Source organism: uncultured Prevotella sp. (genome assembly GCF_946407605.1).
Lineage (GTDB): Bacteria > Bacteroidota > Bacteroidia > Bacteroidales > Bacteroidaceae > Prevotella.
Map to the genome: position 1 here is coordinate 33801 of NZ_CAMJOS010000003.1, position 24661 is coordinate 58461.

Annotated in this window: 23 protein-coding genes, 1 tRNA gene and 1 pseudogene; 3 read left to right on the forward strand and 22 right to left on the reverse strand. The window is 42.7% G+C overall.

Annotated features, from left to right (window positions below; genetic code table 11):
* Positions 1–91 precede the first annotated feature (91 nt).
* The 3 genes from Q0R57_RS02075 to Q0R57_RS02085 all read left to right on the forward strand — a co-directional run bounded on the left by Q0R57_RS02075 (position 92) and on the right by Q0R57_RS02085 (position 2750).
* Positions 92–162 (forward strand) — tRNA-Gln (locus tag Q0R57_RS02075).
* Positions 163–314: 152 nt separating this feature from the next.
* Entirely contained in the window at positions 315–2207 is a 1893-nt protein-coding gene (locus tag Q0R57_RS02080) for a TonB-dependent receptor (protein ID WP_294743439.1), read from the forward strand.
* Positions 2208–2237: 30 nt separating this feature from the next.
* Positions 2238–2750, forward strand: coding sequence for an ECF transporter S component (locus tag Q0R57_RS02085; protein WP_294743441.1), 513 nt, complete (start codon positions 2238–2240; stop codon positions 2748–2750).
* Positions 2751–2840: 90 nt separating this feature from the next.
* Here Q0R57_RS02085 and Q0R57_RS02090 read toward each other — a convergent pair whose 3' ends face one another.
* The 22 genes and pseudogenes from Q0R57_RS02090 to Q0R57_RS02195 all read right to left on the reverse strand — a co-directional run bounded on the left by Q0R57_RS02090 (position 2841) and on the right by Q0R57_RS02195 (position 24600).
* Complete coding sequence (locus Q0R57_RS02090; protein WP_294743443.1) at positions 2841–3185, reverse strand: hypothetical protein; 345 nt, start codon at positions 3183–3185, stop codon at positions 2841–2843.
* Between the two features lie 7 nt (positions 3186–3192).
* Entirely contained in the window at positions 3193–3483 is a 291-nt protein-coding gene (locus tag Q0R57_RS02095; protein WP_294743445.1) for a RyR domain-containing protein, read from the reverse strand.
* A gap of 74 nt (positions 3484–3557) precedes the next feature.
* The gene (locus Q0R57_RS02100; protein WP_294743447.1) at positions 3558–4274 is read right to left on the reverse strand and encodes a PrsW family intramembrane metalloprotease; all 717 of its coding nucleotides are present in this window, start codon (positions 4272–4274) and stop codon (positions 3558–3560) included.
* Positions 4271–5215: a RyR domain-containing protein gene (locus Q0R57_RS02105; RefSeq protein ID WP_294743449.1), complete on the reverse strand. Its 945-nt coding sequence runs from the start codon at positions 5213–5215 to the stop codon at positions 4271–4273. Before Q0R57_RS02105 ends, Q0R57_RS02100 begins: the two co-directional genes overlap by 4 nt.
* Positions 5205–5759, reverse strand: a complete 555-nt coding sequence (locus tag Q0R57_RS02110; protein WP_294743451.1) for a sigma-70 family RNA polymerase sigma factor — start codon at positions 5757–5759, stop codon at positions 5205–5207. Before Q0R57_RS02110 ends, Q0R57_RS02105 begins: the two co-directional genes overlap by 11 nt.
* Positions 5752–7905, reverse strand: coding sequence for a hypothetical protein (locus tag Q0R57_RS02115; protein ID WP_294743453.1), 2154 nt, complete (start codon positions 7903–7905; stop codon positions 5752–5754). Before Q0R57_RS02115 ends, Q0R57_RS02110 begins: the two co-directional genes overlap by 8 nt.
* Positions 7895–8335 (reverse strand): hypothetical protein, encoded by a 441-nt coding sequence (locus Q0R57_RS02120; protein ID WP_294743454.1) that lies wholly within the window; start codon positions 8333–8335, stop codon positions 7895–7897. The genes Q0R57_RS02115 and Q0R57_RS02120 overlap by 11 nt, the downstream gene beginning before the upstream one ends.
* 84 nt (positions 8336–8419) lie before the next feature.
* Positions 8420–9667, reverse strand: coding sequence for a toll/interleukin-1 receptor domain-containing protein (locus Q0R57_RS02125; protein WP_294743455.1), 1248 nt, complete (start codon positions 9665–9667; stop codon positions 8420–8422).
* Positions 9664–10524, reverse strand: coding sequence for a toll/interleukin-1 receptor domain-containing protein (locus Q0R57_RS02130; RefSeq protein ID WP_294743457.1), 861 nt, complete (start codon positions 10522–10524; stop codon positions 9664–9666). Before Q0R57_RS02130 ends, Q0R57_RS02125 begins: the two co-directional genes overlap by 4 nt.
* 173 nt (positions 10525–10697) lie before the next feature.
* Positions 10698–12278, reverse strand: a complete 1581-nt coding sequence (locus Q0R57_RS02135) for a TIR domain-containing protein (protein WP_294743459.1) — start codon at positions 12276–12278, stop codon at positions 10698–10700.
* A gap of 6 nt (positions 12279–12284) precedes the next feature.
* On the reverse strand, positions 12285–13829 hold the full coding sequence (locus Q0R57_RS02140) for a toll/interleukin-1 receptor domain-containing protein (protein ID WP_294743461.1): 1545 nt from the start codon (positions 13827–13829) through the stop codon (positions 12285–12287).
* Positions 13830–14019: 190 nt separating this feature from the next.
* On the reverse strand, positions 14020–14400 hold the full coding sequence (locus tag Q0R57_RS02145) for a hypothetical protein (protein ID WP_294743463.1): 381 nt from the start codon (positions 14398–14400) through the stop codon (positions 14020–14022).
* Position 14401: 1 nt separating this feature from the next.
* Positions 14402–14893 carry a hypothetical protein gene (locus Q0R57_RS02150; RefSeq protein ID WP_294743465.1) on the reverse strand — a complete coding sequence of 164 codons (492 nt, stop codon included), beginning with the start codon at positions 14891–14893 and terminating at the stop codon, positions 14402–14404.
* Between the two features lies 1 nt (position 14894).
* Positions 14895–16034: a toll/interleukin-1 receptor domain-containing protein gene (locus Q0R57_RS02155; RefSeq protein ID WP_294743467.1), complete on the reverse strand. Its 1140-nt coding sequence runs from the start codon at positions 16032–16034 to the stop codon at positions 14895–14897.
* A 7-nt stretch (positions 16035–16041) separates the two neighbouring features.
* A complete protein-coding gene (locus Q0R57_RS02160) occupies positions 16042–18285 on the reverse strand; it encodes a tetratricopeptide repeat protein (protein ID WP_294743469.1) in 2244 nt (747 codons plus the stop codon).
* Positions 18286–18660: 375 nt separating this feature from the next.
* Positions 18661–20565: a WG repeat-containing protein gene (locus Q0R57_RS02165; RefSeq protein WP_294743744.1), complete on the reverse strand. Its 1905-nt coding sequence runs from the start codon at positions 20563–20565 to the stop codon at positions 18661–18663.
* Positions 20548–22140: pseudogene (dnaK, locus tag Q0R57_RS02170) on the reverse strand (molecular chaperone DnaK); the annotation flags it as partial. The pseudogene dnaK and the gene Q0R57_RS02165, both read right to left, overlap by 18 nt.
* 78 nt (positions 22141–22218) lie before the next feature.
* On the reverse strand, positions 22219–22638 hold the full coding sequence (locus Q0R57_RS02175; protein ID WP_294743471.1) for a hypothetical protein: 420 nt from the start codon (positions 22636–22638) through the stop codon (positions 22219–22221).
* 50 nt (positions 22639–22688) lie between these two features.
* Positions 22689–22844 (reverse strand): TIR domain-containing protein, encoded by a 156-nt coding sequence (locus Q0R57_RS02180; RefSeq protein WP_294743473.1) that lies wholly within the window; start codon positions 22842–22844, stop codon positions 22689–22691.
* A 90-nt stretch (positions 22845–22934) separates the two neighbouring features.
* On the reverse strand, positions 22935–23447 hold the full coding sequence (locus Q0R57_RS02185) for a zinc ribbon domain-containing protein (protein WP_294743474.1): 513 nt from the start codon (positions 23445–23447) through the stop codon (positions 22935–22937).
* Positions 23434–23673, reverse strand: coding sequence for a hypothetical protein (locus Q0R57_RS02190; protein WP_294743476.1), 240 nt, complete (start codon positions 23671–23673; stop codon positions 23434–23436). Before Q0R57_RS02190 ends, Q0R57_RS02185 begins: the two co-directional genes overlap by 14 nt.
* A 42-nt stretch (positions 23674–23715) precedes the next feature.
* A complete protein-coding gene (locus Q0R57_RS02195; protein WP_294743477.1) occupies positions 23716–24600 on the reverse strand; it encodes a M48 family metallopeptidase in 885 nt (294 codons plus the stop codon).
* Positions 24601–24661: the final 61 nt, after the last annotated feature.

Genomic DNA, 24661 nt, shown 5'->3' on the forward strand with positions numbered 1-24661 from the left:
TAAAAAAGTCCCAAAAAGTTTTGGCGGTTCAAGAAAAAGTAGTACCTTTGCACCCGCAATTCAGCAAGCGCGCTGAATCTAAATACAAGTTTGGGGTATGGTGTAATGGTAACACTGCAGATTCTGGTCCTGCCTTTCCTGGTTCGAGTCCGGGTACCCCAACAAAGAGAATCGCTAATTGGCGGTTCTCTTTTTTTGTATTCAATCCTTTTCTACCCGTTGCGTTATTTTTTTCAATAGAAAAGGGTGCGAATTCAAAAAATAATTGTATCTTTGCACGGAATATTACGTTCAATACAAGCTAAACAATAATAATGAAACAGAAAAAGACAATAGCCGCTGCGCTGACCATGATGCTGACGGCTGTTCCATTCGGAGAGATGCAGGCCGAGAATCTGAACGATTCGCTGGCGCTGCCCGAAGTGGTAGTAACAGGAACCAGAAACGCTACTGATGTGCGTCACCTGCCAATGACGGTGACCGTGATAGGGCGCGACATGCTGACGGCAGAGCACCAGACGAGTGTGCTGCCCACGGTGATGCGCGAGGTGCCCGGATTCTTGGTTACCAGTCGTGGTATGATGGGCTATGGCGTCAGTGGAGGCGCTGCAGGTGGTATCAATATGCGTGGCCTCGCTGGCGGCTCAGGTCAGATGATGGTGCTGATTGACGGCCATCCCCAGTATCAGGGCATCTACGGACATCCTATCAGTGACAGCTATCAGACGTTGATGGCCGAGCGTGTGGAGGTGTTGCGCGGTCCTGCATCTGTGCTCTATGGCTCGAATGCAATGGGTGGTGTGATGAATATCGTGACCCGTCAGGCCAAGAAGGACGGCATCTTTACGAATGTCAACCTGGGGGCAGGCAGCTATGGTACCATCCAGACCGAGGCCTCTAACCAGGTACGTGCCGGCAAGTTCAGCAGCACTGTCTCTGCACAGTATAGCCGTTCTGACAACCATCGTCCCCGCATGGGCTTCGAGCAGTATGGCGGCTACCTGAAGTTGGGCTATGACATCAACGACAACTGGAATGCCTATATCGATGCCAACGTGACCCATTTCAATGCCAGTCAGCCTGGCTCGGAGGAGAAACCGTTGTGGGATGCCGACCAGTGGATTACCCGTGGTGTGGTGTCAGCTGCCCTTGAGAACAACTACGGATGGACCAGTGGTGCGCTGAGTGTCTATACAAACTTTGGACGTCATAAGATTGACGACGGTACTTCAGACCCCACCACGCCCACAGCCCGCTATTTCCGTTCTAAGGATGCGCTGACAGGTGTGTCGCTCTATCAGAGCATGCAGCTCTTCGAGGGCAACCGTGTGACGGCAGGTGTTGACTATATGCATATCTATGGCAATGCCTACTACACCTCGAAGGCTACGGGTGATATCCTCGACACACCCAACAAGCAGAGCGGTAAGTCGTATCGCAACGAGGTTGCCGGCTATGTGGACTTCCGTCAGGACCTGATGGACTGGCTGACCGTTGACCTGGGCGCTCGCGTGGACTATCATAACATCACAGGTACGGAGTTTGTGCCTCAGGCAGGTGTCGTGGTCCGTCCTATCGAGGATGGCGAAATCAAGGCGATGGCCAGCAAGGGCTTCCGCAATCCCACCATGCGCGAGATGTATCTCTATCCCCCTTCTAATACCGACCTGGAGCCTGAGCGTCTGTGGAACTACGAGCTGTCGTGGAACCATCGTCTGGAAGACGGTACCGTCTATGGCGTCAACGTGTTCTACCTGAAGGGCGACAACCTCATTCAGCAGGTGCCTGTCGATGGTAAGCAGCGTCTGGTGAACACTGGCGAGATTGAGAACTGGGGCATGGATGCCGAGCTGAAATATCCCATTGGCCCTTATTTCTATGTACGTGCCAACACCTCATACCTGCACATGAAGAACAAGATTGTGGGTGCTCCCGAGGGTACGGGCTATGCCGGTGTGGACTACCACCAGGGCAAGTGGTTTGCCTCGCTGGGATTGAAGCGCATCAAGGACCTCTATACTGCAGTGGGCGATGACGAGACCAAGGAGGACGTGCTGCTGGTTAATGCCAGCGTCACCTATGCCCTGATGCAGAACATCAGTCTCTGGGCTCGTGGCGAGAACCTGCTGGCCCGTAAGTATGAGTTCAACAAGGGCTTCCCCATGCCTCGCGCCACATTCATGGGTGGTGTCAGCCTCTCCTTTTAATGTTTAATGTTTAATCTTTAATGTAAAAATATGAACGCAACAACAGTTAGACTTTACACTTTGAATTATGACGAGGCAAAGACCTACATGTGGGCAGCCATCTTCGTGGCTTGCAACCTGGTACTGCCTCAGGTGTTCCACCTCATTCCCCAGGGCGGCATCATCTTCTCGCCCCTGTCGCTGGTTATCCTTGTGGGTGCCTACAAGTTTGGCTGGAAGACGGGTCTGCTGGCAGCTATCCTCTCACCCCTGGTGAACCATGTGCTCACAGGCATGCCTGCCACAGAGGTGATGGGTGTGATGACCATGAAGCTGGGCGTGCTGGCACTCGTTGCCGGACTGGCAGCACAGTATTTCAAGACCCTCTCACTGCCTTTGCTGCTGGGTGTGGTGCTGGTCTGCAAAGCCATCGAGGCCCTGGGCGAGCTGATCCTCACAGGAGGCATCAGCGCCACGATAGCCGACTTCACCATAGGTTGGCCAGGCCTGCTGCTCCAGATAGTTGGTGGCTATCTCATCATCAAATATCTCCTGAACAAATAACAGTAATCCCCAGCCAGGCGGCTGGGGATTATTGTTTATTCTTCCTCGTTTTCTTCTTCGTCATTTCCTTACCTCATAATTGTATTGTCATTAGTCCTCCAAATCGGCAATCAGACGCTTCAGCCTTTGTTGCAAGACCTCCACCAATTCCGGTTTCTCCAGTTCTTCTTTTATCTGCTGTGTCGTGCCGAGTTTGATCACAGTCTCAGCCCCATAAGGGCTAGGGTAGTTCACCACTGCCAGTTCCAGGTAGCGTTCATCCTCTGACCCTTTCACTTGCACGTTCGTCACCTTCAAGATTACGTGTGATGCTCCGATCCTTCTTTCTTTCACATCCTCCCGTTCATACACCACCGGAAACTCTCCCGTCTCCGGCACCTTCTCCTCCACCTGCTTCCGCAGGTTCTGGATCATCATTTCAAGAAACTCTCTCATGATATGACTATTTGCTAATTTTGAATCCCAATTTCATAATCAGTTTCAGAGTTCCAATAGAAGTATTGCGGTCGTACTCTTTCTCAGATTCTGGCAGGTCTTCGTATGGAACCAAACACGGATGAGTCTTTAGTTCATCATTGCGCTGTTCCCCGTATGTCCATCCTTGATTGATACGGGTCTCCGACCACACCTCATGGACGTTCTTCGACATCTTCTCTACCAATTGTTCTAATTCCTCGGGCAGCTTGACATCAGAAGTATCTATAGGCTGCGGAGTGTACTTTCCTGTTTTCATAATTCGTACGTTTTATTTGACTGATAACAATGATAGAGAGTCGTTCTTCGTTTTAAGTCTATCACAAATATTTATCAAAAAGTTTGATATCTTTCTGGACGGTCTCGCTTAATCTGTTCCACAATCTTTGCTTTGGCCAACTTATGCATCTTGATGCAGAAATAAACTAGGACAAAGAAACTGATGCCGCCAAGGACGGGATTGACGGTGCCACTCATGGCAATGGCATCGTAAACGCCATGGAAGAGTACGGGGATTAGGAGAACGCGGGCTGCTGCTTTGGGCGAATGGTCTACAAAATGATAGATGGAATAGTAATAGCCCATCAGGACAGCAAAGGCATAATGACCAGGAACAGCCAAGAGTGCTCTGGTGATGGCAACAGTTACCCATTCTTCCTCACCAAACACATACCCAATATTCTCAATGGCTGCGAATCCTAATCCGATAAAGACGGCATAGACGATGCCGTCAAAATGCTCGTCAAAGAAAGGATTATTCCTCAATAGCAGCCATAGTGCCAGCAGTTTAAAGGCTTCTTCGGTCAGGGCTGCCACGACAAACGCATCTATCGTAGTACCGATAATGCTTGTCGCTTCGCCATCAACACCAAATAAAATAGTTTCGAGCCCCAACTCTACGAATGTTATGGGAAAGCAGATGGCGATACCCCAAAGAACGGCCCTGGCCAACCATGAACCAGGTTCGGGCTGAGGGTCTTTCTTCCAGATGTAATACAAAAGTAAAATAGCAGGAAGCAGTGCCGCTATGAGTATAATTATGATATTCATCGTTTGTTCCTAGTGATGTCGAATCCTAATTTCTTTACCAGTCTAATGGTCTCACGTGCCATGATTCGGTCATATTCTTTCTCACTGTCAGGCAGCGCGGAGTAGGGAATGAGGTCTGGATGCTTCTTTCGGGCATCATCCCTCTCTTTTCCGTAAGTCCATCCTTCTTTGATTCTTGCTTCCGCCCAAACCTCATGGGCATTCTCTGCAATAGCCTCCTGCAGTTCATCAAGGTCTTCGTCTATGATGACATCTGACAACTTGACTGGATGAGGCTCGTATTCCTCTATAGACTGGAGCACCTGAATCATGTAATTACGCGACTCTTTCCAGGCATTAAGGAAGTCTGCGATGGGAATGTTGTAGATATAAGGCTCTTGATAGGGGTCGAAAACAGTTACAGAGTCTTTATTGATATGGGTTACCACCACTGCATGGTTTGTCGAATCTTCCAAGTCAATCTCTTCCATATATAGTTTCTCGCGGTCAACACCTACCACTACATCATTGTCTCTTTGAAGGGCTTGACGAATATCCGAGAGTGTTGAGTCGTACCTCCTGCTGACCATCAGTCCCGAATATGCCAGTAGATTACCTATACAAAAGAGTGGCGTTCCTTTTGACTTCAGCCAACCTCTAAGTCGGGCAGACGATAGCAGTTCCTCTTGGTTGTATGGTATGCCACGACGATGTAGAATAAATATCTCACAGAATACCGCACAGACATTCTCGCCACTCTTAGCAGCCATCTGCAACATCGGTAGGAAATCCTCTTTTATCTGATATTCGTCAATATCTACTTGAGTGGCAATGTCAAGCACTTCCCTCAATTCAGGGTCTGCTTTCATGGCTTTCAGCACGTCCATCGTCTCCTGCTCATTGGTATTTCCATCCAGATATGCAGCCAACAGCTCGTCAGATATATGTTTTTTATTTGCCATAAGCTTTTATGTCGCTAAGGGCGGCATGAGTCAATTGAGCCATTGCGCGCCGTTTGATGTTATATAGGTTTGCCGTAGTGATATGCATCTCTTGTGCCAATTGTTCTGGTTCCCAGTCTTCAAGAACAAGGCGTTGGATGACCAACACATATCTCTTATTGTTCATTCTGGCGAAAAGACGTTCAATATCTTCTCTTGCCGAATTGCTTTCTGTAGACAGTCGTTCTGTATTCTGCATGTCATATAGAGTTTCATGACTGGAGTCTTCTATCATTTTATGACGCTTTTTAATAAAGAAACGAATGGCCAACACCTTTATCCACTGGTATACAGAGCTACGATACTCAAAGTTCCTGAGTTTCTGAGCATCATTCTCCATTAGGTAGATATACAACTCATTCACCAGTTCATCATAATCCACCTCATAGTCGAACACAAGACTGATGATCTTACCGAACAACGGTCTGCAGTTGACGAAGAAAAACGTCTTCGTCAACTTATTGTCCCTTGCAATCAGTCCTTTTATGATTTCCTGGTCAGTCATCTTCAGTCATTTTCATGATCCATGGAAGATATCGTGAGAATTCATAGTCAAGTTCGCTGACAATGTCTAATTCTTCGAAAGGACGAATATCATGATGAATAAACAACTTTTTGTTGCTTTGCAAGTCTTTTGCAAATTCAGGATGTTCATATTTGTCTTCATTGGCTTTTGGCTTCCTGAATCCCATAAGAAGTTTCTCCACATTCCATCTGTTATGTTCAACTTTCGCAAGAACCTTAACCTCTTCGTCAGACAACGTGTAATAATCATGCGATTTGTCTCTAATGTCTAATCCTCGCATGGCGCGCAGTGTGGCCAACTTAGTTCTCATGGTGTATGCATTATAGAGGTTGGACCATTTTAATGCAACAGAAAGATCTTTCCAATAATTATCAGCCTCGGCCCAAATCTGCTCAGGAGACATGGCGTCTAATGCCAATATTCCTTGGAACTTATTAGTACTGTAATTGGCAGTCGAGTATAGGTAGTTGATAAGTTTTGCCCGTTTCAATGCATGATTATCTGCGCAATAAGCCGTTTCGTTCATGCCAAAGGGGTAGATGTGGGCATAACGGGCATTACACTTTTTCTGATTCAATGTTCCATTCGTGACAGTTGAGTATGTCAGTTTCTTGTCATCTTTCTTAATGTCTGCATTTCTTAAATTCGTAACAAAATTGTCTGATCGGTCTTGACGTATGAAAACAGGCACCTCATTATTGTATATTTCATCCGGCATATTCATACCCATCACGAAGTTCTGACGCTGATCGGCTAGAGCGAGGAAAACGGACATGTACTGTTGTTTGTTGTGCTCTTTTGCCCATTTACTTATTTCTTCTTGAACATTCTTTGAGAATACATCACCTTTGATAAACTCAAACTCCACGTCAAGGAAATCGGCATCTTTACCTTGGAAGCACAGATAATCTTTTACCTTGTTTGTTTTATCATTATTAACAGTAAAGTCTCGATAATAGAATGACTGCACCTCAAAGAAATGTCGGTTACGGATGATAAATTCATCTTTCTCCTTGTCGGCGTTGATATCTATAAATGTTATTCTTGTCTTCTTCTTATCAGAATTAGGGAAGTGTAGTACATGAGCTGCCTCCATGGCGAAGGCAACCGCAAAATTAGTCGTTCCTACAAATACCAGATGAACGTACTTGTCATCATCCGGTGTGATACCATTTCCATAAACGGCAGGGTAGGGGTATGTAGTGCCAGGATTGTCAAAGTCCTTATACTCACGTTTTACAAATACCTGTTTAGCCCATCCGGTATAGAAGTTATAGGGTACAAACTCTATACCCAGATCTCCCACCTTCTTAAAGATCTCAGAGGTCTTAAAAGCTGCGTATGTATCCAAATCCTTAAACACACAGACTATCTTGTTGGGTCTCCCTTTCGTTTTTGGATTTTCTAAATATCTGCAAATGCTGTCCACGCATTCCACGTTGATGGCATCATGTGCCGACTTTTCATGATTACCAACGATATAAAGTTGTTCTGCTGCCTCTAAATAAATATCCTTAAAGGCTTCTGTAGATATCCGGTGTCCGTAATTGATAATAATTCGTTTCATCTGTTTGTCGGAGAACGATTTCTGCAGTTTCTCCCTTATGTCAACTACTTCTGCCGAAGTCAGGATTAGTATGTATGCATCCTTGTCCTTGTCAAAGATATGGGAGATGAACGAAGGTACCATCTCATCATAGCCCATAATGATATAATGTCCTGACTTCAAATAGTGAATATGTCCTTCTTGATGGTTTGTCACCCGTCGTTCTATCGAATTAGTGATGATACCGATGATGACGCCATTGAAGATAAATGCACCAATCAGGAACGTGATGCTACTGGCAAATAGCATCCATCCGTGTACATGAGTATTATCGCTACCCATGTAGAGGTTGTTCAGCGCGTTTGAGTCTATCAATAGATAGAGAGGCAGCAAGAATTTGTTGATATGCTCTGCATTACAAAAATTCTCCCACTCGGTATTCGAGGCTGCCAGGAATAGATATGACAACCCTAGGGCGATGAGTAGAGCGATGCCCAGTATGGTCAGCTGTCTCAGCAGGTCATGTGCCAGTACCCTGTCAAATCGTAGCCACAGTGTTCTTTTATTCTTAGTTTTCATGAGAAGGATGCTCGGGAATGGTATTGTCTTTTATGATACTCTTAAGAACGTTTATGTAGTATCTACTCTCAGTAGAGTCCAAGTCTTTAATACTCTTTATGACCTTACCTGCCTCTTCGTTATATTCCTCTTTTGAAGTGTTTTTCTCTAAAAAGTCAAGAAGCTTATCCTTTAAATCGGCTTTTTGCTTTTGTTCGCGGTCTTCTTCTTCCCATTTTCTCTTGTATAGACCATGTATTCCATTTGCTATGTGGTCAAACAGCTTCAAAAGCAGGAAACCTCCCACAACAATAACTGCGACAAGCACAATAGCTCCGCATATTTCTTGGAAAATCTGTACGTCCTTGTCATTTGTTGCTGCTTCATACTCATAAACACATTTCATAATTGCAGCTGAATCTGGACAGCACTGTAATAACATTGTAATCATAATCTTCTATAGTTTTGGTTTTTGTTTGCAAATATACAAGATATTCCTCAAAACAACAAATAAATTGACTCTTTTTTCTATCTGTTACTCATTCATATTGGCAATCTTTTCTAACTCATCAATTCTCTCTCCTAATTCGTTCAACTGACGTTCCGTGTAGTTTAAAGCGGCATTAAAACGATTGATTTCTTCATTAATTAATTCTACTTCCTGCATCTGGAACTGCTCATATTCTTCTTGTGAGAGGTCTAATGGCGTGCCATTGGGGAAGCATTTCCACTTCTTGGCAATCTTAAAATGCTTTTCCCTTGCAGATTTGGGTAAGAGCGACAGACTACCCATATACCCATAGTAGAAACCATTGATGTAATGCTCGAAACAGTTGATAATCAGTGAGATATTGTCTCTCTCAAGTTGTGAGTAGTTGTGTCTCTCAATGGCTGACAGTATTTCATCGTTCAGATGATCCATTTCATCGAACATACTGTTATAGTACGTTGAGAATGCCATAAGTTCTTCCTTATCAATGTTGTAATATGCCAGAACATAGTTTTCAAGACTATTGAAAGAGAACTCTGGGGCGGGCATCGTTTTATGGAGTGATTCAACATCCTTTTGGATTTTCTCTGTAAATAATATCATATCCTCCTCGGCGTATTTTCTGTCCTCCTCAGTTTTGGCATTGTCAATGGCCTGATAGAAACTGGCTATTTCTTGTTTTATTGTTTTACAGTCTTCTGTCAGCAGTTCCATGGTATTCATGCCCGATGTCAGTTTCGTTCCGATTTCATTGCATGTCACTCCCGCAATATGATGTACAATCCCAGCTCCTATCATCAAGAGCACAAGAATGACACCCAATGCAATGCCGGCTTTTGTCATCCATTTGCGAATGGGCTTGGCGGGTTTGCTTTTCAGGAACCCCTGCAGCCGTTGTACTGCCATGTCAAAGAATTCGTGTCCCGTGGCAGCAATCGCCTGATAGTTAGACAACTCCTTCATGCCTTGGGGCATCACCTTCGGCCATACAAAACCATCAAGCATAACAGGTATGATGTTCTTGTCATTCTGCAAGGCACATAGCACTTCGCGACGAATCCAGTCACCTTCGTTCTGGCATCTGTCGAGCGCATTCTGGGGTAGTACCAGGATAAAGTCTTTACACTCGCTTATCACGTTGATAAGCTGCTCGTTAAACTTTCCAGATGTCAGCGTGTCGATGTCAAAGAAGACACTATAACCTGCATTCCTCAGTTTTTCAGCTATCAAGTTCGCCGTGTCATAAGCTTCACGACGGTAGCTAATAAAGATGTCGTATCTTACCTTCTTCATATTCTTATTTTCTTTTGCAATGCTTTTATAAGTTTACTTATTGCGTAAGAATGCTGAGAGCCAATAGTAAAATCGACATAATCTAGACCGACAAGTTCTAAGAGAATAGAATCGTCATATTCTGTATTATCAAGCTTCACAGGAATAATTGCTTTCTTGAAGTGTACGGCCGTATTAACTTCTTTCATTGTCCAGGTTGACTCATTTGCACCTTTTGATGAAAAGAAAAGAAAAACCTCCGAGTTTCTAATAGCCTTAACTATAGTCGTTTTAAATTCATCACCACTATCAATTCCCTTCTTGTCGATCCAAACCCTATAGCCTTTTTTCTCAATCTCGCCCACAATTGCTTGAACTCTGTTGGTATCAAGTCTGGAATAACTCACAAACACGTCATACTTTTTTCCAGAATTGCCGATAGGCTTAGCAATGCTGCTAAGATCTATTTTGCCTAAAATTCTAACATCCTTATCCTCTGATTTCCTGAATAGAGATATATCAGATTGAGTCTTGGGATATGTTTTACTTCCAAATTCTTTAACAAGAGCATTGTATTGCGCCACAGATATTTTAGTATTAGGTGTTGCATCGTCCCTAATATCTCCCAATTCTCTATGAAGCTTCAGAAAATCAACCGCTATCTGAAGTCCAATATTCAACTCTATTAATACTTTATTTAATCTGATAGACCCTTTGAAATAGTTAACCAGTGCTTCATATTGTTTATCCCCAATTTTTGTGTTAACTGTTGTATCGTCACTAATATCTCCCAATTCCTTATGAGCCTTCAGAAAATCAATCGTTGTCTGAAGCCCGATATTCAGTTCCGTTAATACTTTATTTAGTCTTATTCCCATATATCAAATGTTATTTATATCTGAGACAGTACAAAGATACAAAATTAAATTCGGATTATTTTAGATCGCTGTATCTCATAGAATTTTAAGAGCTTAATTAATAGTCTGGAAAAATCAACCGGACGCTAGTGAACATGATAATTGCTTTGAGAGCCTTATACTACGTATCTATATTATTGATTTCCATTTCTGTTACTACTGTTATATAGTAATTGTTTTAGTTCTCCAATGTTCTTACATGCTAGAATCGCGTTCTTGCTCACGTACATACCATACTTCTTTCCTAAAATATTTTTCAACCAATTAAGACTTAATTTAGCTCGGTTGAAATCATAATTGTCTTGTATTGGACTTGTATTACAACAAGTTTCAATTATAGAAAATGCTTCGTCAAGAGACTTTATTGACTTTGACTTTTTAAGAGTAGGTGTTGCATTCTGTACTGTTGCCTCTTTTGCAGTGTTACTTGTTTTTTTGTCTATAATAGTATCTTTAGGAATGGTAGTGGTTGTCTTGCCTTTTATAAGTTGATAATATTTATCCTCTAATAATTTATACTCTTTGATTCGCTTTTCAATTTGCTCCTCTTTTTTTTGAATGCTTTGTTCATATTGACTGATACTCTTTGTTAAGGATTCTATTCTCTCTTTTAAAGAAAGAATTACGCTTTGATCATTTTGAACTTGTTCTTCCTTTTGTGAAACTTCTTGTTTGGATAAATCCAATTGCATGGACAAAGATGAGATGCTTTTTTGAAGTGATGCCAACTCTTCCTCTTTCTTTTTTACATGCTCTTTCAGTTTTTGACATTGATTTGATAAATCTTCAATGGATTTCTCCTGATAGCACATCTTCTTCTCATAATCCTTCTTGGTGTCTTCAAGCTTTTTCCTTATGCTTTCCAACTTTTGACTTTCATTTTGCAAGTCAACAATGCGACTCAAACTATGCCAATTTGTACGTGCTAATGCCAAATGTGATTCATCATGCAAGGGAACATCACTGCCGTCTATCCCATATAGTTTGGGAAATTGCCAGCCGCACTGGTCGCAAAAAAGAGATTCTATTTGCACTTCTTTTTCGCATACGAGACAACGTTTGGTGGTATTACCAATAAATTTGTTTTTAGTATATAGTTCTTTCAAAATATAGTCCTGCTGACCTGAAAGAGCAAGATATTCCTTAGCCTTTTCTTTGATTTCTTTTCTTACGGCTTCCTTTTTTGCTTCTTTTTGTTTTTCTATCAGTCGCAACTGTTCCTCTTTTTCTATTTTGGCCAGCCGTTCTTTCTCATTCAATACAGCTCGAAGCAATTGTGGTAATGCCGTTTTGGGCTGCTCTTGAAAATCAACATAATCCAAAGGCCGAACAAGCATTTTAAACTTCTTGTTATATGGACTGTCATCTATGCGTACTGGAATTATCAGCTTTTCGCCATCGAGAGCTTCGAAAACCTCTCCGGCAGTCCACATGGAAGCATTAGAATGCTTAGACGAGACAAAAACCACCATTTTTGAATTGGCTATAGCATTTGAAATAACCTCAATGAATTCTTGGCCACTATAAATACCTTCTTTGTCGAACCAATATGAGATATTATTCTTGTCAAACAACTCCAGAATAGCCGTGATAGGATTATGTGGAATGATTACATCATCCCTAATATAGTCCTTTCTCGAATAGCTGATAAATACATCATATTTCATCTGTTCCATATATTTGTCATTAGTATAGCTTAATTTAATTGCTTCCATAAGGTTTTACCATGTTTCTCCCATTTCTGTTAATGCATTCTGGGCATCTTTGTCATTTTGAACAGCAGCTTTCTTATACCAGATAATGGCTTCTTCTCTATTTTGTGGAACACCATAACCATAATGATAATATGATGCCAAATTATATTGAGCTATTGAATGTCCTTTTTCTGCTGCTCTTTTGAAATAAACGAATGCCATACTTTTGTCTTGTGGTACCCCAAAACCTTGGTCGTAACAGAGCCCCAGCAATGTCAAAGAAAAATAATTATCTTGGTCTGCAGACTTCTGAAACCATTTGACAGCCTCTTCTTCATCTTGATGGATATATTCACCCTCGTAATAATAATAACCTAAAAAAAATTGGGCATAAGATTCTCCTTGCTCCGCAGCTTTCCGAAACCATTCAATAGCCTTGCTTTGATTTTCTGAGACGCCGTCTCCATTTCGATAGCAAAACCCTAAATTAAGTTGTGCATCAGCATATCCTTGATCTGCTGATTTCTTATACCACTCAAAGGCCTTCTCTGAGTCATCTCCGTCATAATAGTCTCCTAATTTGTATTGGGCTTCTGCATTACCTTGCTCTGCTGCTTTTAGCCACCATTCGGCGGCCTTTTCCTCGTCTTCAGGAACACCATCTCCATCTTCATAACAGTCTCCCAATTTTAACTGGGCAGGCGCATATCCTTGTTCCGCTGATTTCCGGAACCATTTGGCAGCTTCATCCTCGTCTTCCTCTTCAATACCTTCACCTTCCAAATAACAATAGCCTAAATAGTACTGGGCACACATATCCCCTTGTTCTGCAGCTTTTTGCCACCATTTAAACGCTTCTTCTTTAATTTTGGGTAACTCCGTTCCATTGAAATAGTAAAGACCCATGTAATATTGTGCCTTAGCATAGTTTTGCTCTGCGGACTCTCGAAAATATTTAACCGCTTCAGTGTAATTACTATCTCTATCAAAACTCAGCCCCTTTTCATATAAATCTCCTGGGGTGTCATGCAGAAATGCGTACGAGAGTACACCTATTACTATTAAAGCGATGAGTAAATAAAAAGATAATAAAATGTATTTCGGTTTTTTGATGATAGAAGACTTTGACGCATTATTGTCTCTATGATTGGAATCAAAAGTTGGGGCTTGTATGGAAACGGGATACCATGTTTTAAGATTGCTAAGTAATTTTTTGCGTTCAAGAATTGCATTCCAGTCTATGACGTCTTTATCACCGTAATGAAAAGAAAATTTATCCGTCATTTTTGAATTGTCTATAAGAACCAAAACAATTCTTTTTTTCTTGTCCTCTGCAAAACGTAATTCTTTCAGTGCCCAGGTGCTGTACATAGACGATTTACTTAACATGAACAGAATGGTCTCATGACGATTGATGGCGTTGATGATAACATCGACAAACTGCTTGTCGCTCTCTATGCCATCGAGATCCATCCAACAGTTGACGCCAACTGTCCTATCAATCTCCTCTTTAATCTTTCGGACTTTCTCGTAGTCTTTACGACTATAGGATATGAAAACTTCGTTAGCCATAATGCTCTATAATGTCTTTGGTTATTTGTTGTTCTAGGTTTTTACACGTGGTGTGCGGCAGCAAAAGTACAAAAAAAATATTGAAATGCAATCTTTTTGACAGAAAATTTATCAAAAAGATTGCATTTGTTCGAAAACAATACCTACTCAATCACTTCAAAGAAGTGCTTCCTGCTCCAGTCAATAATATTCAATAGGATTCCCCGAACATGAGCAGTTCTCCCATCTGGAGGCAACAGTCTTCAATGGTGGCTTCTTTGCGGCCTAGCCATGTGAGACAGTTGTCGATGCTGTCGAAGGAGTGGATGATGATGCGGGTGGTCTTTCGGGTGAAGTCGAACTGCAGGAACCAGATATAACCCACTAAGTCAATCTGCCCCCGCTCGTAGCAGCGCAGCTCCATGGACATACACTCAAATTCGTCTTCTCGGCCTGGGGCTCCCGGGTATTGGACGCGAATCACGGCATTGCTGCGGAACAGATTGTCCCTTTCCTGTTGGTGCTCTGCTCGACATCTCAGACCGCACAACAGCTCGTGTGACTGACGGGAGCTGATGCCGTAAACATCCACATCATGGGCATACCAGTTGTTCTCGGGTGGCGTCTTTTGCCATTCGGTCCAATAGTAGAGGATACCTTTTTCGGTAGGGTAGGTCTTGATGGCATAGTCGAACCACGTGACAGGAACCTGTCCCTAGTGTCATTGCTCGTCGGTCAGCTGCTTGTTGGGCCTTATCCTCCATGACTATCGTCAGCGGATTTTTCGACTGCATATACTGCTTTGACAATACATCAGGGTCTGTCAGCACGTATCCTTGCTTTTGGACACTTTGCAGGTAGTAACTGTTGCTTGGAATGACAAGTGAGAACTTTCCGTTATTAGCACTCAATACGGCATTACTGCCTTTTACTGTTACGGTGGCACCACTTAATGGCGTACCATGAATTACTGCGCCATTACTACCAAGGCGACCTTTTGTCTTAACATATCCCTGTTGGGTTTGGGCTAAAGCAGTCGTGGCAAAAAATAGTAGTATAAAATGTAAAATGAAATTCCTATTCATGTTATTGGTTTTTAAATTCGATAATATCATCAGGACCACAATGGCCGTTTACAATATCGTTTTCTAATAAGAGAGCATTCGAAGAGATGGGATAGAATTCCTTCTGCTCTGCCAAAGGAATGGTAATCGTCACGTATCCATCGTCGTCCGATAGCACCTTGTGGCCGTCAATCTCGATTTCTGTATTTGGCGCTGTTTGTTCTGTATCTGGATTCCACAGCATAAAGCGGAGATTACCATAGACAGAGCAATCGTGATGAATGTCGATGGTATTAGACTCCGAAAGAATAATTGTTGTGTCTACTGGTATAAAATCACGGCAATTAATTTGCATACGGACTTCTTTGTTGATAAAGCGATGGGGAATATTTGAGAATACTATAGCGGCATCTAATGTGTGGATGGTGTCCGTCTTCGTCTCATTTTCCAACGTCATGGTGATGATGGCATCCTCCAAGGGAGGCAAGTTGTCATTATGCACAGAAGCTTCGTTCAGTCGCACCTCAACATCAACAGGCTGATTGGTAACCCATACGCCTGCTAATGCAGATATAACAGCAATAATGCCAATGGTACACAATGCCACTTTCCGTATCAACAGGCGTTTGTGGCGTTGCCAGATGGCATCGAACTCTACACCAAGCAACTTGGAGATAAGTTGCACGTAGGCCCGCTCTTTGTTCATCCATGGCCAACGATATATCTTCTCATGGATGTTGGCACCAAGAATCTCTGGTAAACCAAGCGTGTTGACAATGGGATTGAAACACTCCGTGTCGGGATTGGTGCTATGCGGTTGCCCATCGACAATGAAGAAATGAATCTGCTTGGTACGTCCTAATTGGTGAAAAAACTCAATCTCCTTGCCCACCCATTCTGACTTGGCAGAGTTTGGTGAACAAATGACAATGAGGTTCCGACTTGATTTCAACCGTTCCTGTAGTTCCTCAGTCAATCCACCAGGTTGAATGTCCGTAGGTGCAAAGAACACAGGCTTGATAGGAGTCCGTTCCCACCCATGTTCACTACAGAGCGTTGCCGGCATGCGGTAATGCTCCAGTTTCTTTTGCACCTTCTTGCCCCACTCAGTATCCTTGGAGCTGTAGCTTATAAAGGCATAGTATTTGAATTGCAGTTCCATATAATACTTATTGCTGATGTTCTTTCTTCCATTGCTCGTATGCCTGGATGATTCTTTCCTTCTCTTCCTTGCCTACCTGCTTCAGACCAAATTGTACTCCAATGGTATTCTCAAAGTGGTGCTGACTGATAATATTGTCTTTTATGATGACGATATCCTTCGGTTTGCCTCTCATTTCATCATTTTTTTTATATAATGAGGTTGCGTCTTTGATAGTCCAGTCTGCAAACTCCAACATAATATATTCGCCAGACAATCCCTGTTGACGTGCTGGAGTATCACCGTCAACAACTGTTGCAGTGAACACATAGTCTTGCATGGCAGTAGGGTCTTGAACAATCATCGCCTCCTTTACGTATTCAATATTCTCCCTAACAGTTCTTGTTTTAGGATGTTCCTGCCCCAGCACCTTCTCACAGATGGCCAGTGCCTTGAGATAATACTCCAAAGCCTTGGGATAGTCGCCCAGATTGTCATAGACAGATCCGATGTTGTTGTAGGACGTGGCTACATCAGGATGTTCCTGTCCCAGAACCTTCTCCCTGATGACCAGTGCCTTGAGGAGATATTCCATAGCCTTTGGGTAGTTGCCTAGATCACTATAGACCAATCCGATGTTGTTGTAGGACGTGGCTACATCTGAATGTTCCTGCCCCTGAACCTTCTCCCAGATGGCCAGTGCCTTGAGGTAATAATCCAAAGCCTTTGGGTAGTCCCCCTGCTCAAAATAGATATATCCAATGTTGTTGTAGGACGTGGCCACATCGGGATGTTCCTGCCCCAGCACCTTCTCACGAATGGCCAGTGCCTTGAGGAGATTTTCCAAAGCCTTGGGATAGTCACCCTGACTCTTGTAGACTAATCCGATGTTGTTGTAGGATGTGGCCACATTTGGATGTTCCTGCCCCAAAACCTTCTCACAGATGGCCAGTGCCTTGAGATAATACTCCAAAGCCTTTGGGTAGTCCCCCTGCTCAAAATAGATATATCCAATGTTGTTGTAGGACGTGGCTACATCAGGATGTTCCTGTCCCAGAACCTTCTCCCTGATGACCAGTGCCTTGAGGAGATATTCCATAGCCTTGGGGTAGTCCCCCTGATCACTATAGACTCCTCCGATGTTGTTGTAGGACGTGGCTATATCAGGATGCTCTTGCCCCAGGACCTTCTCTAAGATGACCAGTGCCTTGAGGGTATATTCCAAAGCCTTTGGGTAGTTGCCTAGATCACTATAGACCAATCCGATGTCGTTGTAGGCTATTGCTGTCCATTCGTGCTGTTCACCAAACTGAAGAAAGGATTGCCGAAGTGTCGTCTGATAATACTTTAACGCCTTTGCATAATCTGCTAAATAATCGCTAATGTACTTACCTGCAATAATTGACCACTCTAAATTGGTCGTGTCAAGCGATGTGCGTAATTCTAGATAATATGCTGCGGAGTCTCTTTGGTGGTCCTGACCGAATCGTTGATAGAAACTAAAGCAGTCAGCAGCAATATCCTCTATGCGTTTATTGGTTCCTTCCTTGCTCGACTTCAAGTCCTTCTGACGCTGTGCCAGATATTCTTTCTCCTTGGCTTCTGCAGCTTGCTCCGCTTTCACAGCCTCGATACGACTACGCATGTCACCTCGGGAACGTAGGAGGGAGTCTGCGCGTTCCAGCTCACCGTTTTCCAGACAGTCACACACTCTGCGCTGGAAATCATTCAGCTGGTCATAGTCGAGCGTAGCATAGTATTTTGCAAGTTCCTTAATAATCTTCTCATTGTCCTCGCGCTCACGATTAATCTCCTGAAGCAGCTTGTTTTTCTCTTCGAGCGACACGTTGAGAGCATCCACTTCGTCCTCACGCTTCTGCAGACGCTTTTGCAAGTCACGGCGCAGCCTCCTCTCATTGGCCAGTAGGTCGGCCTGTTGCAATTCTGGCTTTTCCATCAGCAGTACGAACGGTTCTTGCGGGTACTGATATTGTCGGCAAGCCTCGATGTCGATGAGTGTGTAGTCCTTCTTCTTCACGCTGTCTATGATGAAACTCTTGGTTGTCACAGGGAAACTAAAGGCTCCGTCGTTACCTGACAGAACGGCAGAGCGGCCCCTAACGCCCACGAGTGCTTGGGCAATCATTTCACCCGGCACCAACTTACCATTCACCATGCGGCCACGGGTCTTCACGATGCCATGCTGCATTTGGGCGTATGATGCCATGATTGCCAATGACAATGTGAATACTAAAACGAAGATCTTTTTCATATCGTTTTATTTTAGAATTTTTTTAGGTTGTTATAGTGCAAAAGTATAAAATAAATATGAAAATGCAATCTTTTTGACAGAAAATTTGCCAAAAAGATTGCAATTATTTCAAAACTGATAGGTTGGGGTGGAAAAATGCTTCCAGTTATTCAGGTAATAATAGTCCCGAAATGACACGGACGTATCTCTTTGAGCAGTGATGCATCCTGCTTTCTCACGCTTGACGGCAAACGATAGCGTTTAAGCTTATTTTTCAGGCTATTAACCCATTCCTCATCCTTTTGCAGATAACTGATGAATGCGAAATTTTCTTTTTTGTGCCATATAGTATTTCAGCACAAGCTAATTCAAGGTATGTACAAAATACTTGTCAAATCATCCATCAATAAAGTTTCCCAACTTATCTATTAAGCACCATCGGTCTTCTAAAAATATACAATTATTGAAATGTTGGGGAGTAACATCAATTTCCGCATATACCCATGCTGTTCCTTCAACAAAGTCCTCTGGCCTTTTTATCCAACTCCCAGCACTCTCCATTTTAATAAAATTACCATTGACATCAATAAAACCATGTAAATCCTCATTTTCAACATATGCAAGTCCATCCTGAAAGTGGAAGCCATACTTGTAAATGTCTTCTCTAAAAACATTACTGTTAAAAAACTGACAAGGGATTACCAAATTCCCTTTGAGATCAATAAACCCCATTCTCCCATAATCATTTTCAACACAAGCTCTTCCTTCCATAAAAGGACAAGCCGAACTCCATTGACATGGGATTACATTATCCCCATAATGGTCTATATATCCCCATTTTCCATATTCGGTTTTTACAGGAGCAAGTCCTTCTGAAAAGTCAAACGCGTTACTCCACTTACATTCTATTATACTATTTCCTTCATAATCTATAAATCCATACTTTCCTTCTTTGTTTTTAACAAGAGCTCGACCGTCGGAGAACGAGCACATCCAATTCCACTGACAAGGTACAACAATATTGCCTGATTTATCAATAACTCCATATTTATTACTATTGTCTGCCACAACTATTAGTCCTTCAGAAACAGAGAATGCATCATTCCAAATACATGGAATAACAATCGTTCCTTTTATATCTATGAAACCATTTTTGCCATTATCAGCAGAAACAATGCACAATCCCTCTTTGAAATTTCCAGTTCGTTTCCACTTGCAAGGAATAACGACTTCGCCTTTTACATTAATAAAGCCCCATCTACCATTATCATTTTGAACTGCAGCAAGGCCTTCAGAAAACTCTTCTACATCATTCCAGATACTGTCAATTACTAAGTCGCCCTTATAGTCAACAAATCCCCATTTACCCTGTTTCTCACTACTGTGAAGTTTGGCTTGTATAACCCTTTGTGGCCTTTCTTTACTTAAGTTTTTTTCAAACCAAATCGTAGGAACAGACTTAAGTGCTTCGGCATTTTTTATTTTAGTTTCTACCTCAGCCATCTGCTTTGCACTCTCTTCTGCTCTACGCCTACTATCTATCTGCTCTTTTAAATGTACCTCAATAAAATCACTATAAAACTCATTTGGTATCTCAAGCACATATTGTTCATGAATGTCTTCATAATCTAAAGAGACGAACTCAACCTTATGCTTTCCAGGCATTAGATGTATGATTTCATCTTTATTGGCTAAAACAAGACAAAGAGGCTTTTTGAAATGCAACAATTTACAATCAGAATCAGCTTCAATGTGAATTTCCACGCCTTTGTTTTTTTTCTGTGTCTGTACATATGGTGCTATGCGATCATTGATGAGTTTCTGAATAGATACCTTAAAGAGACCCTTCATCTGCACTTCGGAGAACTGGTGGGCACCAATTAATTCTTTTAACTCCCTGGGCAAAAACTCGGGTATGCCATCGAACGTGTCATCAATAATAATAACTGGTACAATATGACATTGGCACTTGGCTGCGTACAAAATCTCTTCACGCACCCAGTCTCCCTGATTTACACATCGATCAAGTGCCCCCTTCGTCAAAAGCAATAGGAATACGGGAGCCTGACTAATTGCATCTTTAATTCGTTGGTCGAATACACCATCTTTCAACTCATCAAAGTCAAGAAATACCCTATATTGATTCTCAAGTGCCTGTTGTATGGTACGTGCATACTTATCGCCACCCTCACGACGATAGCTGATAAACACATCGTATAACCCCTGAGAGCCCTGTACGGACTTGTTAAACTGTGACCTTGGGGGGGTAATCCTTTTTCCCGTCTTATTAAGAAACTCCATCTTTTTGTTCTTGTCGATGACAGTGTTGGTTACGACCTCTGCTTTCATACGTTCAATAATGTCCTTAGAGAGTCTACTGGAGGTGTCGATACGGATGAATTGCTCCTTGCCTGTTGTCTTTTCTTTAGCACTAACTTTCACAATGCTATTCGCATCTATTTCAAAAGAAACTTCAATCTTCGGAACGTCATGTGGGGCAGGACTGATATCTGAGAGAATGAACATCCCAAGACTCTTGTTCTGTTTAGCCCAGATATGCTCACCTTGTAGTACATGGATTGTTACCTCTGTCTGATTATCGGTAGTTGTTGTGAAAGTTTCACATTTCTTACAGGGGATAGTTGTGTTTGCCTCAATGAGCTTATACATCACTCCCCCAATGATTTCAATTCCCAGCGTCTGCGGTATTACATCAAGCAGTACGATTCCGCCTATGCTTCTTTCCTTATTAATAATAGCTCCCTGGATAGCCGCCCCTAGGACAGCCATTTCGTCAGGGTTAAAACCTTCTGAAGGCTCTTTGCCGAAGAAGGTTTTCAAGAGGGTCTGCACAGCGGGGATACGACTTGAACCACCCACGAGGATGACCTCATCGATATCGGCAGTAGAGATGCCTGCGTCGCGAATGGCATTCTGACAGGGAACCAAGCATGCCTGAATCAGGTCGTTGGCCAATTGCTCGAATTTAGCTCGGGTCAGTACCTTCACAAAATGTTTCGGTACACTGCCAACAAACATGATATTTGGAATATAAATCTCTGTGGAGGTAGACGAGGAGAGCTCTATTTTCGCTTTCTCAGCGGCATCTTTCAGACGTTGCATGACTATAGGTGTAAACTTCAACTCAATGCCTTCATCATTCTTGAATTCTTGAGCTAGCCAATTAATTATAACCTTATCGAAATCGTCCCCACCAAGATGTGTATCTCCGTTCGTGCTGAGTACCTCAAACACGCCGTCACCAAAGTCAATAATGGAAATGTCGAGCGTGCCACCGCCAAGGTTGAAAACTGCAATTTTTATGTTTTTATTCGCATTGTCGACACCATAGGCCATAGCAGCAGCTGTAGATTCGCCAATAATACGACGTACATTCAAACCAGCAATCTGTCCAGCTTCTATCGTGGCTTGACGCTGTGATTCGCTGAAGTATGAGGGTACAGTGATAACGGCATCTTTTACCTTTTGCCCAAGATGGTTCTCTGCAATTATCTTCATCTCATACAAAATTGACGCACTGATTTCCTGCGGAGAGTATTTGTTGCCATCAATCATGATGTATGGGTAGCCGGTTTTACTCATAACCGTATATGGAACATAACTAATATCCTTCTGGACCTGTTGGAATGTCTCACCAAGAAAATGTTTTATGTTATAGATAGTATTTTTAGGATTAATAGAGGCACGTTGTTGACTATTTAGTCCAACAAGTCGCATATTATCCTCTAAAAAGGTGACAACAGAAGGTGTAAAGCGTTTTCCTTCATTGTTAGTAAGAATGATAGGCTTGTTACCATCAAAAACGGCAACACGTGTATTTGTTGTTCCAAAGTCAATACCTATGATCTTCCCCATATTGCAATTGTTGAATTTTTTATTATTTCTTATTAGGTGTTCGAAGACGGTTCATCATCAATCTGTCTGAGACTATCATTATAATGCGCCCCATTGCTTTACAATCTCAAGATGATACAAGTGGCTTCGTATAATTGTTTTAGGTTGTTGGCAGCAAAAGTACAAAAAAGAATTGAAAACAGAGCGTATTTTGCAAAAAACTTTCAACATTTCAGCAAAATACACTCCAAGTACAATACATGCTTTTTGAAGCCATCTTTTTACGGGAATGTCAGGCGTACTAATGAGATAGCCCTTTAGGCGGTCGATGGCCATGTCAAAGTATTCATGGCTTACTGCGGAGATTGCCTGGTAGTTTGGCAACTCCTCTATCCCCTTGGGCATCTCTTTTGGCCATTCGAAACCATCCAGCATTACTGGAATAATGTTCTTTTTTTGTTCTATCGCACAGCTTACTTCACGTCTTATCCAGTCATTCTCATCTACACAACGATCCAAGGCTTTTTCCGGCAATACCAGAATAAAGTCCTTGCAACCACCGATAACTTCTAGAGTTGTTCATTAAACTTTCCCGAGGTCAGCGTGTCCACGTCAAAAAAGACGTGATACCCCGCATGCCTCAGTTTTTCTGCAATCAACTTCGCAGTATCATATGCTGTGCGGCGATAACTGATAAAAATGTTGTAAGTTTTCTTTCTTGCCATATCTCAGAGCTTTATTCTATTTTAACAATCCAGATTCGTACCAACTATAGACTGAGCGTACTTTCACTCAGTTTCATGTCTGGTCATAATTTATAATTTAGCCCCACACTCCGGACAGAACTTGGCAGAGCCAATGATTCTGGCACCACATTCTGTACAGAACTTGGTACCTGCAAATGATGCCTGGGAAGTGCTGCCTGTAGTTGAAGAATAACTTGCACAAGCCCGTTCTGCAATCTCTAGAGCCTTGTCATCGAGTTTTGACTGCTCTACAAGGCCCCAGATCTGCGTAATCAGTACAGGCCAGAAGAAAAGCATGGAGATAACGGTAGGAATAGCCTGCTGCCCAAAGATACCAACATTGGCATGGAATAAGACTCCATCGGATTGTGGTGTAAGGGAAATCTTCAATGCTGAACGCATGCCAATGACAGCCTTGAACATATTTCCTTTGGTGATACTGATGTCACGACCGCCACTCATCAATGTATCGACGTTCACTTCAAAGCCGTCTAATACAAATTCCTTACAGATAGCATCGGCTATGTGGGGAATGCTTGAAGTAGGTGCTGCCAACACCTTCTTTTTACTATAGGTTGCCATAATTGTTCAGATTTTGAAGTTCGTGATAATGATAAATAGCCGAAAGTACATTGGTTTCAGCAAAGAGTTGTTTGATGAACTGCTGTTCTTCCTCGCTAAAGCGCTGCTCTGCCTCATGAAGCAGATTGATGACACGCTCCGACTGCTCTTTCAGTTCTTCTTCAGTGACGATACCGTCGGCCATGATTTTCTGGAATGAAGGTTGCTGGGCAATCAGTTCATCCATATTGATTATTCCTTGTTCGTTGAAAAGCATAATAGTATTGTTTTAGAGTTTTTGACCACAGTTACGACAGAATTTCCAACCATTCTGGATGGATGCTCCGCACATCGGACAGCATGTTGAGTTGGCAGAGCCATTTGTCGGTATTCCTCCGTTTTTGATAATCCGATACTGTTCGCTGTCGCCCCATTTCAGAATCTCACGTACTCGTACTGCAGAGAATGGATGATCCAGACCTGCGATGACAGATAGCTGAAGTGCTTTGTTCCATAGACCATCATTCTGTATCTTATCATATTCGTCTGCTTGCTTGGCCCATTCATTCAAGTCTATATTTGCCGTGATGCTCTTAGGTCCGCCAGATAGGCGTGCCATGGTGCTGGCTACGATCTCTGGTGAGGTGATGATGCTGGCAGCTCGGTCGGCAGACAACTCGCTCTTTCTGCTCCAATAGCAGAGCGCATATTGGACAGGGATGGCCAAGGTGCCCAAAATGCCGAGGTTGGCAAGACCACTACTCAACCATCGTGCTACTGTGTGATAGAGTACATGACGACAGAGAATATGACCGCATTCATGTGCGATGACCGAGTCCAACTCTTTTTCGTTCATCATTTCTACTAAACCGGAAGTCACGGTGATGTAGATACGTGTGTCACCGGATGTCCAGGCATTGGGCACAGGACTCATCTGTAGGTAAAACTCAGGTTCCGGGATTCCCATCTTTTTGCAAATGGGTGGAAGGTGATGATATAACTCTGGCATCTGTTTCTCAGATAATCTGATGGTAGATGCCATGTTCATGCCATATTGAAGAGTCTCAATGCCTATGGATAGAATCTTCTTGACGATGGCCGCAAAGCCTGGTATACCCTCCATTTGTCGGAGAGCGGCCGCATCTTCAGGGTGTATAAAATCTGACGGTTTCATATTTGTTGTTGGTATAATTCGGCTGTAAAGTTACGAAAAAAACATCATATAAGAAAAAAAT

What these genes read in the sequence shown, in the direction of transcription:
- Q0R57_RS02080 (WP_294743439.1), top strand. Translation starts at nt 315, where the DNA reads ATGAAACAGAAAAAGACAATAGCCGCTGCGCTGACCATGATGCTGACG.
- Q0R57_RS02085 (WP_294743441.1), top strand. Translation starts at nt 2,238, where the DNA reads ATGAACGCAACAACAGTTAGACTTTACACTTTGAATTATGACGAGGCA.
- Q0R57_RS02090 (WP_294743443.1), bottom strand. Translation starts at nt 3,185, where the DNA reads ATGAGAGAGTTTCTTGAAATGATGATCCAGAACCTGCGGAAGCAGGTG.
- Q0R57_RS02095 (WP_294743445.1), bottom strand. Translation starts at nt 3,483, where the DNA reads ATGAAAACAGGAAAGTACACTCCGCAGCCTATAGATACTTCTGATGTC.
- Q0R57_RS02100 (WP_294743447.1), bottom strand. Translation starts at nt 4,274, where the DNA reads ATGAATATCATAATTATACTCATAGCGGCACTGCTTCCTGCTATTTTA.
- Q0R57_RS02105 (WP_294743449.1), bottom strand. Translation starts at nt 5,215, where the DNA reads ATGGCAAATAAAAAACATATATCTGACGAGCTGTTGGCTGCATATCTG.
- Q0R57_RS02110 (WP_294743451.1), bottom strand. Translation starts at nt 5,759, where the DNA reads ATGACTGACCAGGAAATCATAAAAGGACTGATTGCAAGGGACAATAAG.
- Q0R57_RS02115 (WP_294743453.1), bottom strand. Translation starts at nt 7,905, where the DNA reads ATGAAAACTAAGAATAAAAGAACACTGTGGCTACGATTTGACAGGGTA.
- Q0R57_RS02120 (WP_294743454.1), bottom strand. Translation starts at nt 8,335, where the DNA reads ATGATTACAATGTTATTACAGTGCTGTCCAGATTCAGCTGCAATTATG.
- Q0R57_RS02125 (WP_294743455.1), bottom strand. Translation starts at nt 9,667, where the DNA reads ATGAAGAAGGTAAGATACGACATCTTTATTAGCTACCGTCGTGAAGCT.
- Q0R57_RS02130 (WP_294743457.1), bottom strand. Translation starts at nt 10,524, where the DNA reads ATGGGAATAAGACTAAATAAAGTATTAACGGAACTGAATATCGGGCTT.
- Q0R57_RS02135 (WP_294743459.1), bottom strand. Translation starts at nt 12,278, where the DNA reads ATGGAAGCAATTAAATTAAGCTATACTAATGACAAATATATGGAACAG.
- Q0R57_RS02140 (WP_294743461.1), bottom strand. Translation starts at nt 13,829, where the DNA reads ATGGCTAACGAAGTTTTCATATCCTATAGTCGTAAAGACTACGAGAAA.
- Q0R57_RS02150 (WP_294743465.1), bottom strand. Translation starts at nt 14,893, where the DNA reads ATGAATAGGAATTTCATTTTACATTTTATACTACTATTTTTTGCCACG.
- Q0R57_RS02155 (WP_294743467.1), bottom strand. Translation starts at nt 16,034, where the DNA reads ATGGAACTGCAATTCAAATACTATGCCTTTATAAGCTACAGCTCCAAG.
- Q0R57_RS02160 (WP_294743469.1), bottom strand. Translation starts at nt 18,285, where the DNA reads ATGAAAAAGATCTTCGTTTTAGTATTCACATTGTCATTGGCAATCATG.
- Q0R57_RS02165 (WP_294743744.1), bottom strand. Translation starts at nt 20,565, where the DNA reads ATGGAGTTTCTTAATAAGACGGGAAAAAGGATTACCCCCCCAAGGTCA.
- Q0R57_RS02180 (WP_294743473.1), bottom strand. Translation starts at nt 22,844, where the DNA reads ATGGCAAGAAAGAAAACTTACAACATTTTTATCAGTTATCGCCGCACA.
- Q0R57_RS02185 (WP_294743474.1), bottom strand. Translation starts at nt 23,447, where the DNA reads ATGGCAACCTATAGTAAAAAGAAGGTGTTGGCAGCACCTACTTCAAGC.
- Q0R57_RS02190 (WP_294743476.1), bottom strand. Translation starts at nt 23,673, where the DNA reads ATGGATGAACTGATTGCCCAGCAACCTTCATTCCAGAAAATCATGGCC.
- Q0R57_RS02195 (WP_294743477.1), bottom strand. Translation starts at nt 24,600, where the DNA reads ATGAAACCGTCAGATTTTATACACCCTGAAGATGCGGCCGCTCTCCGA.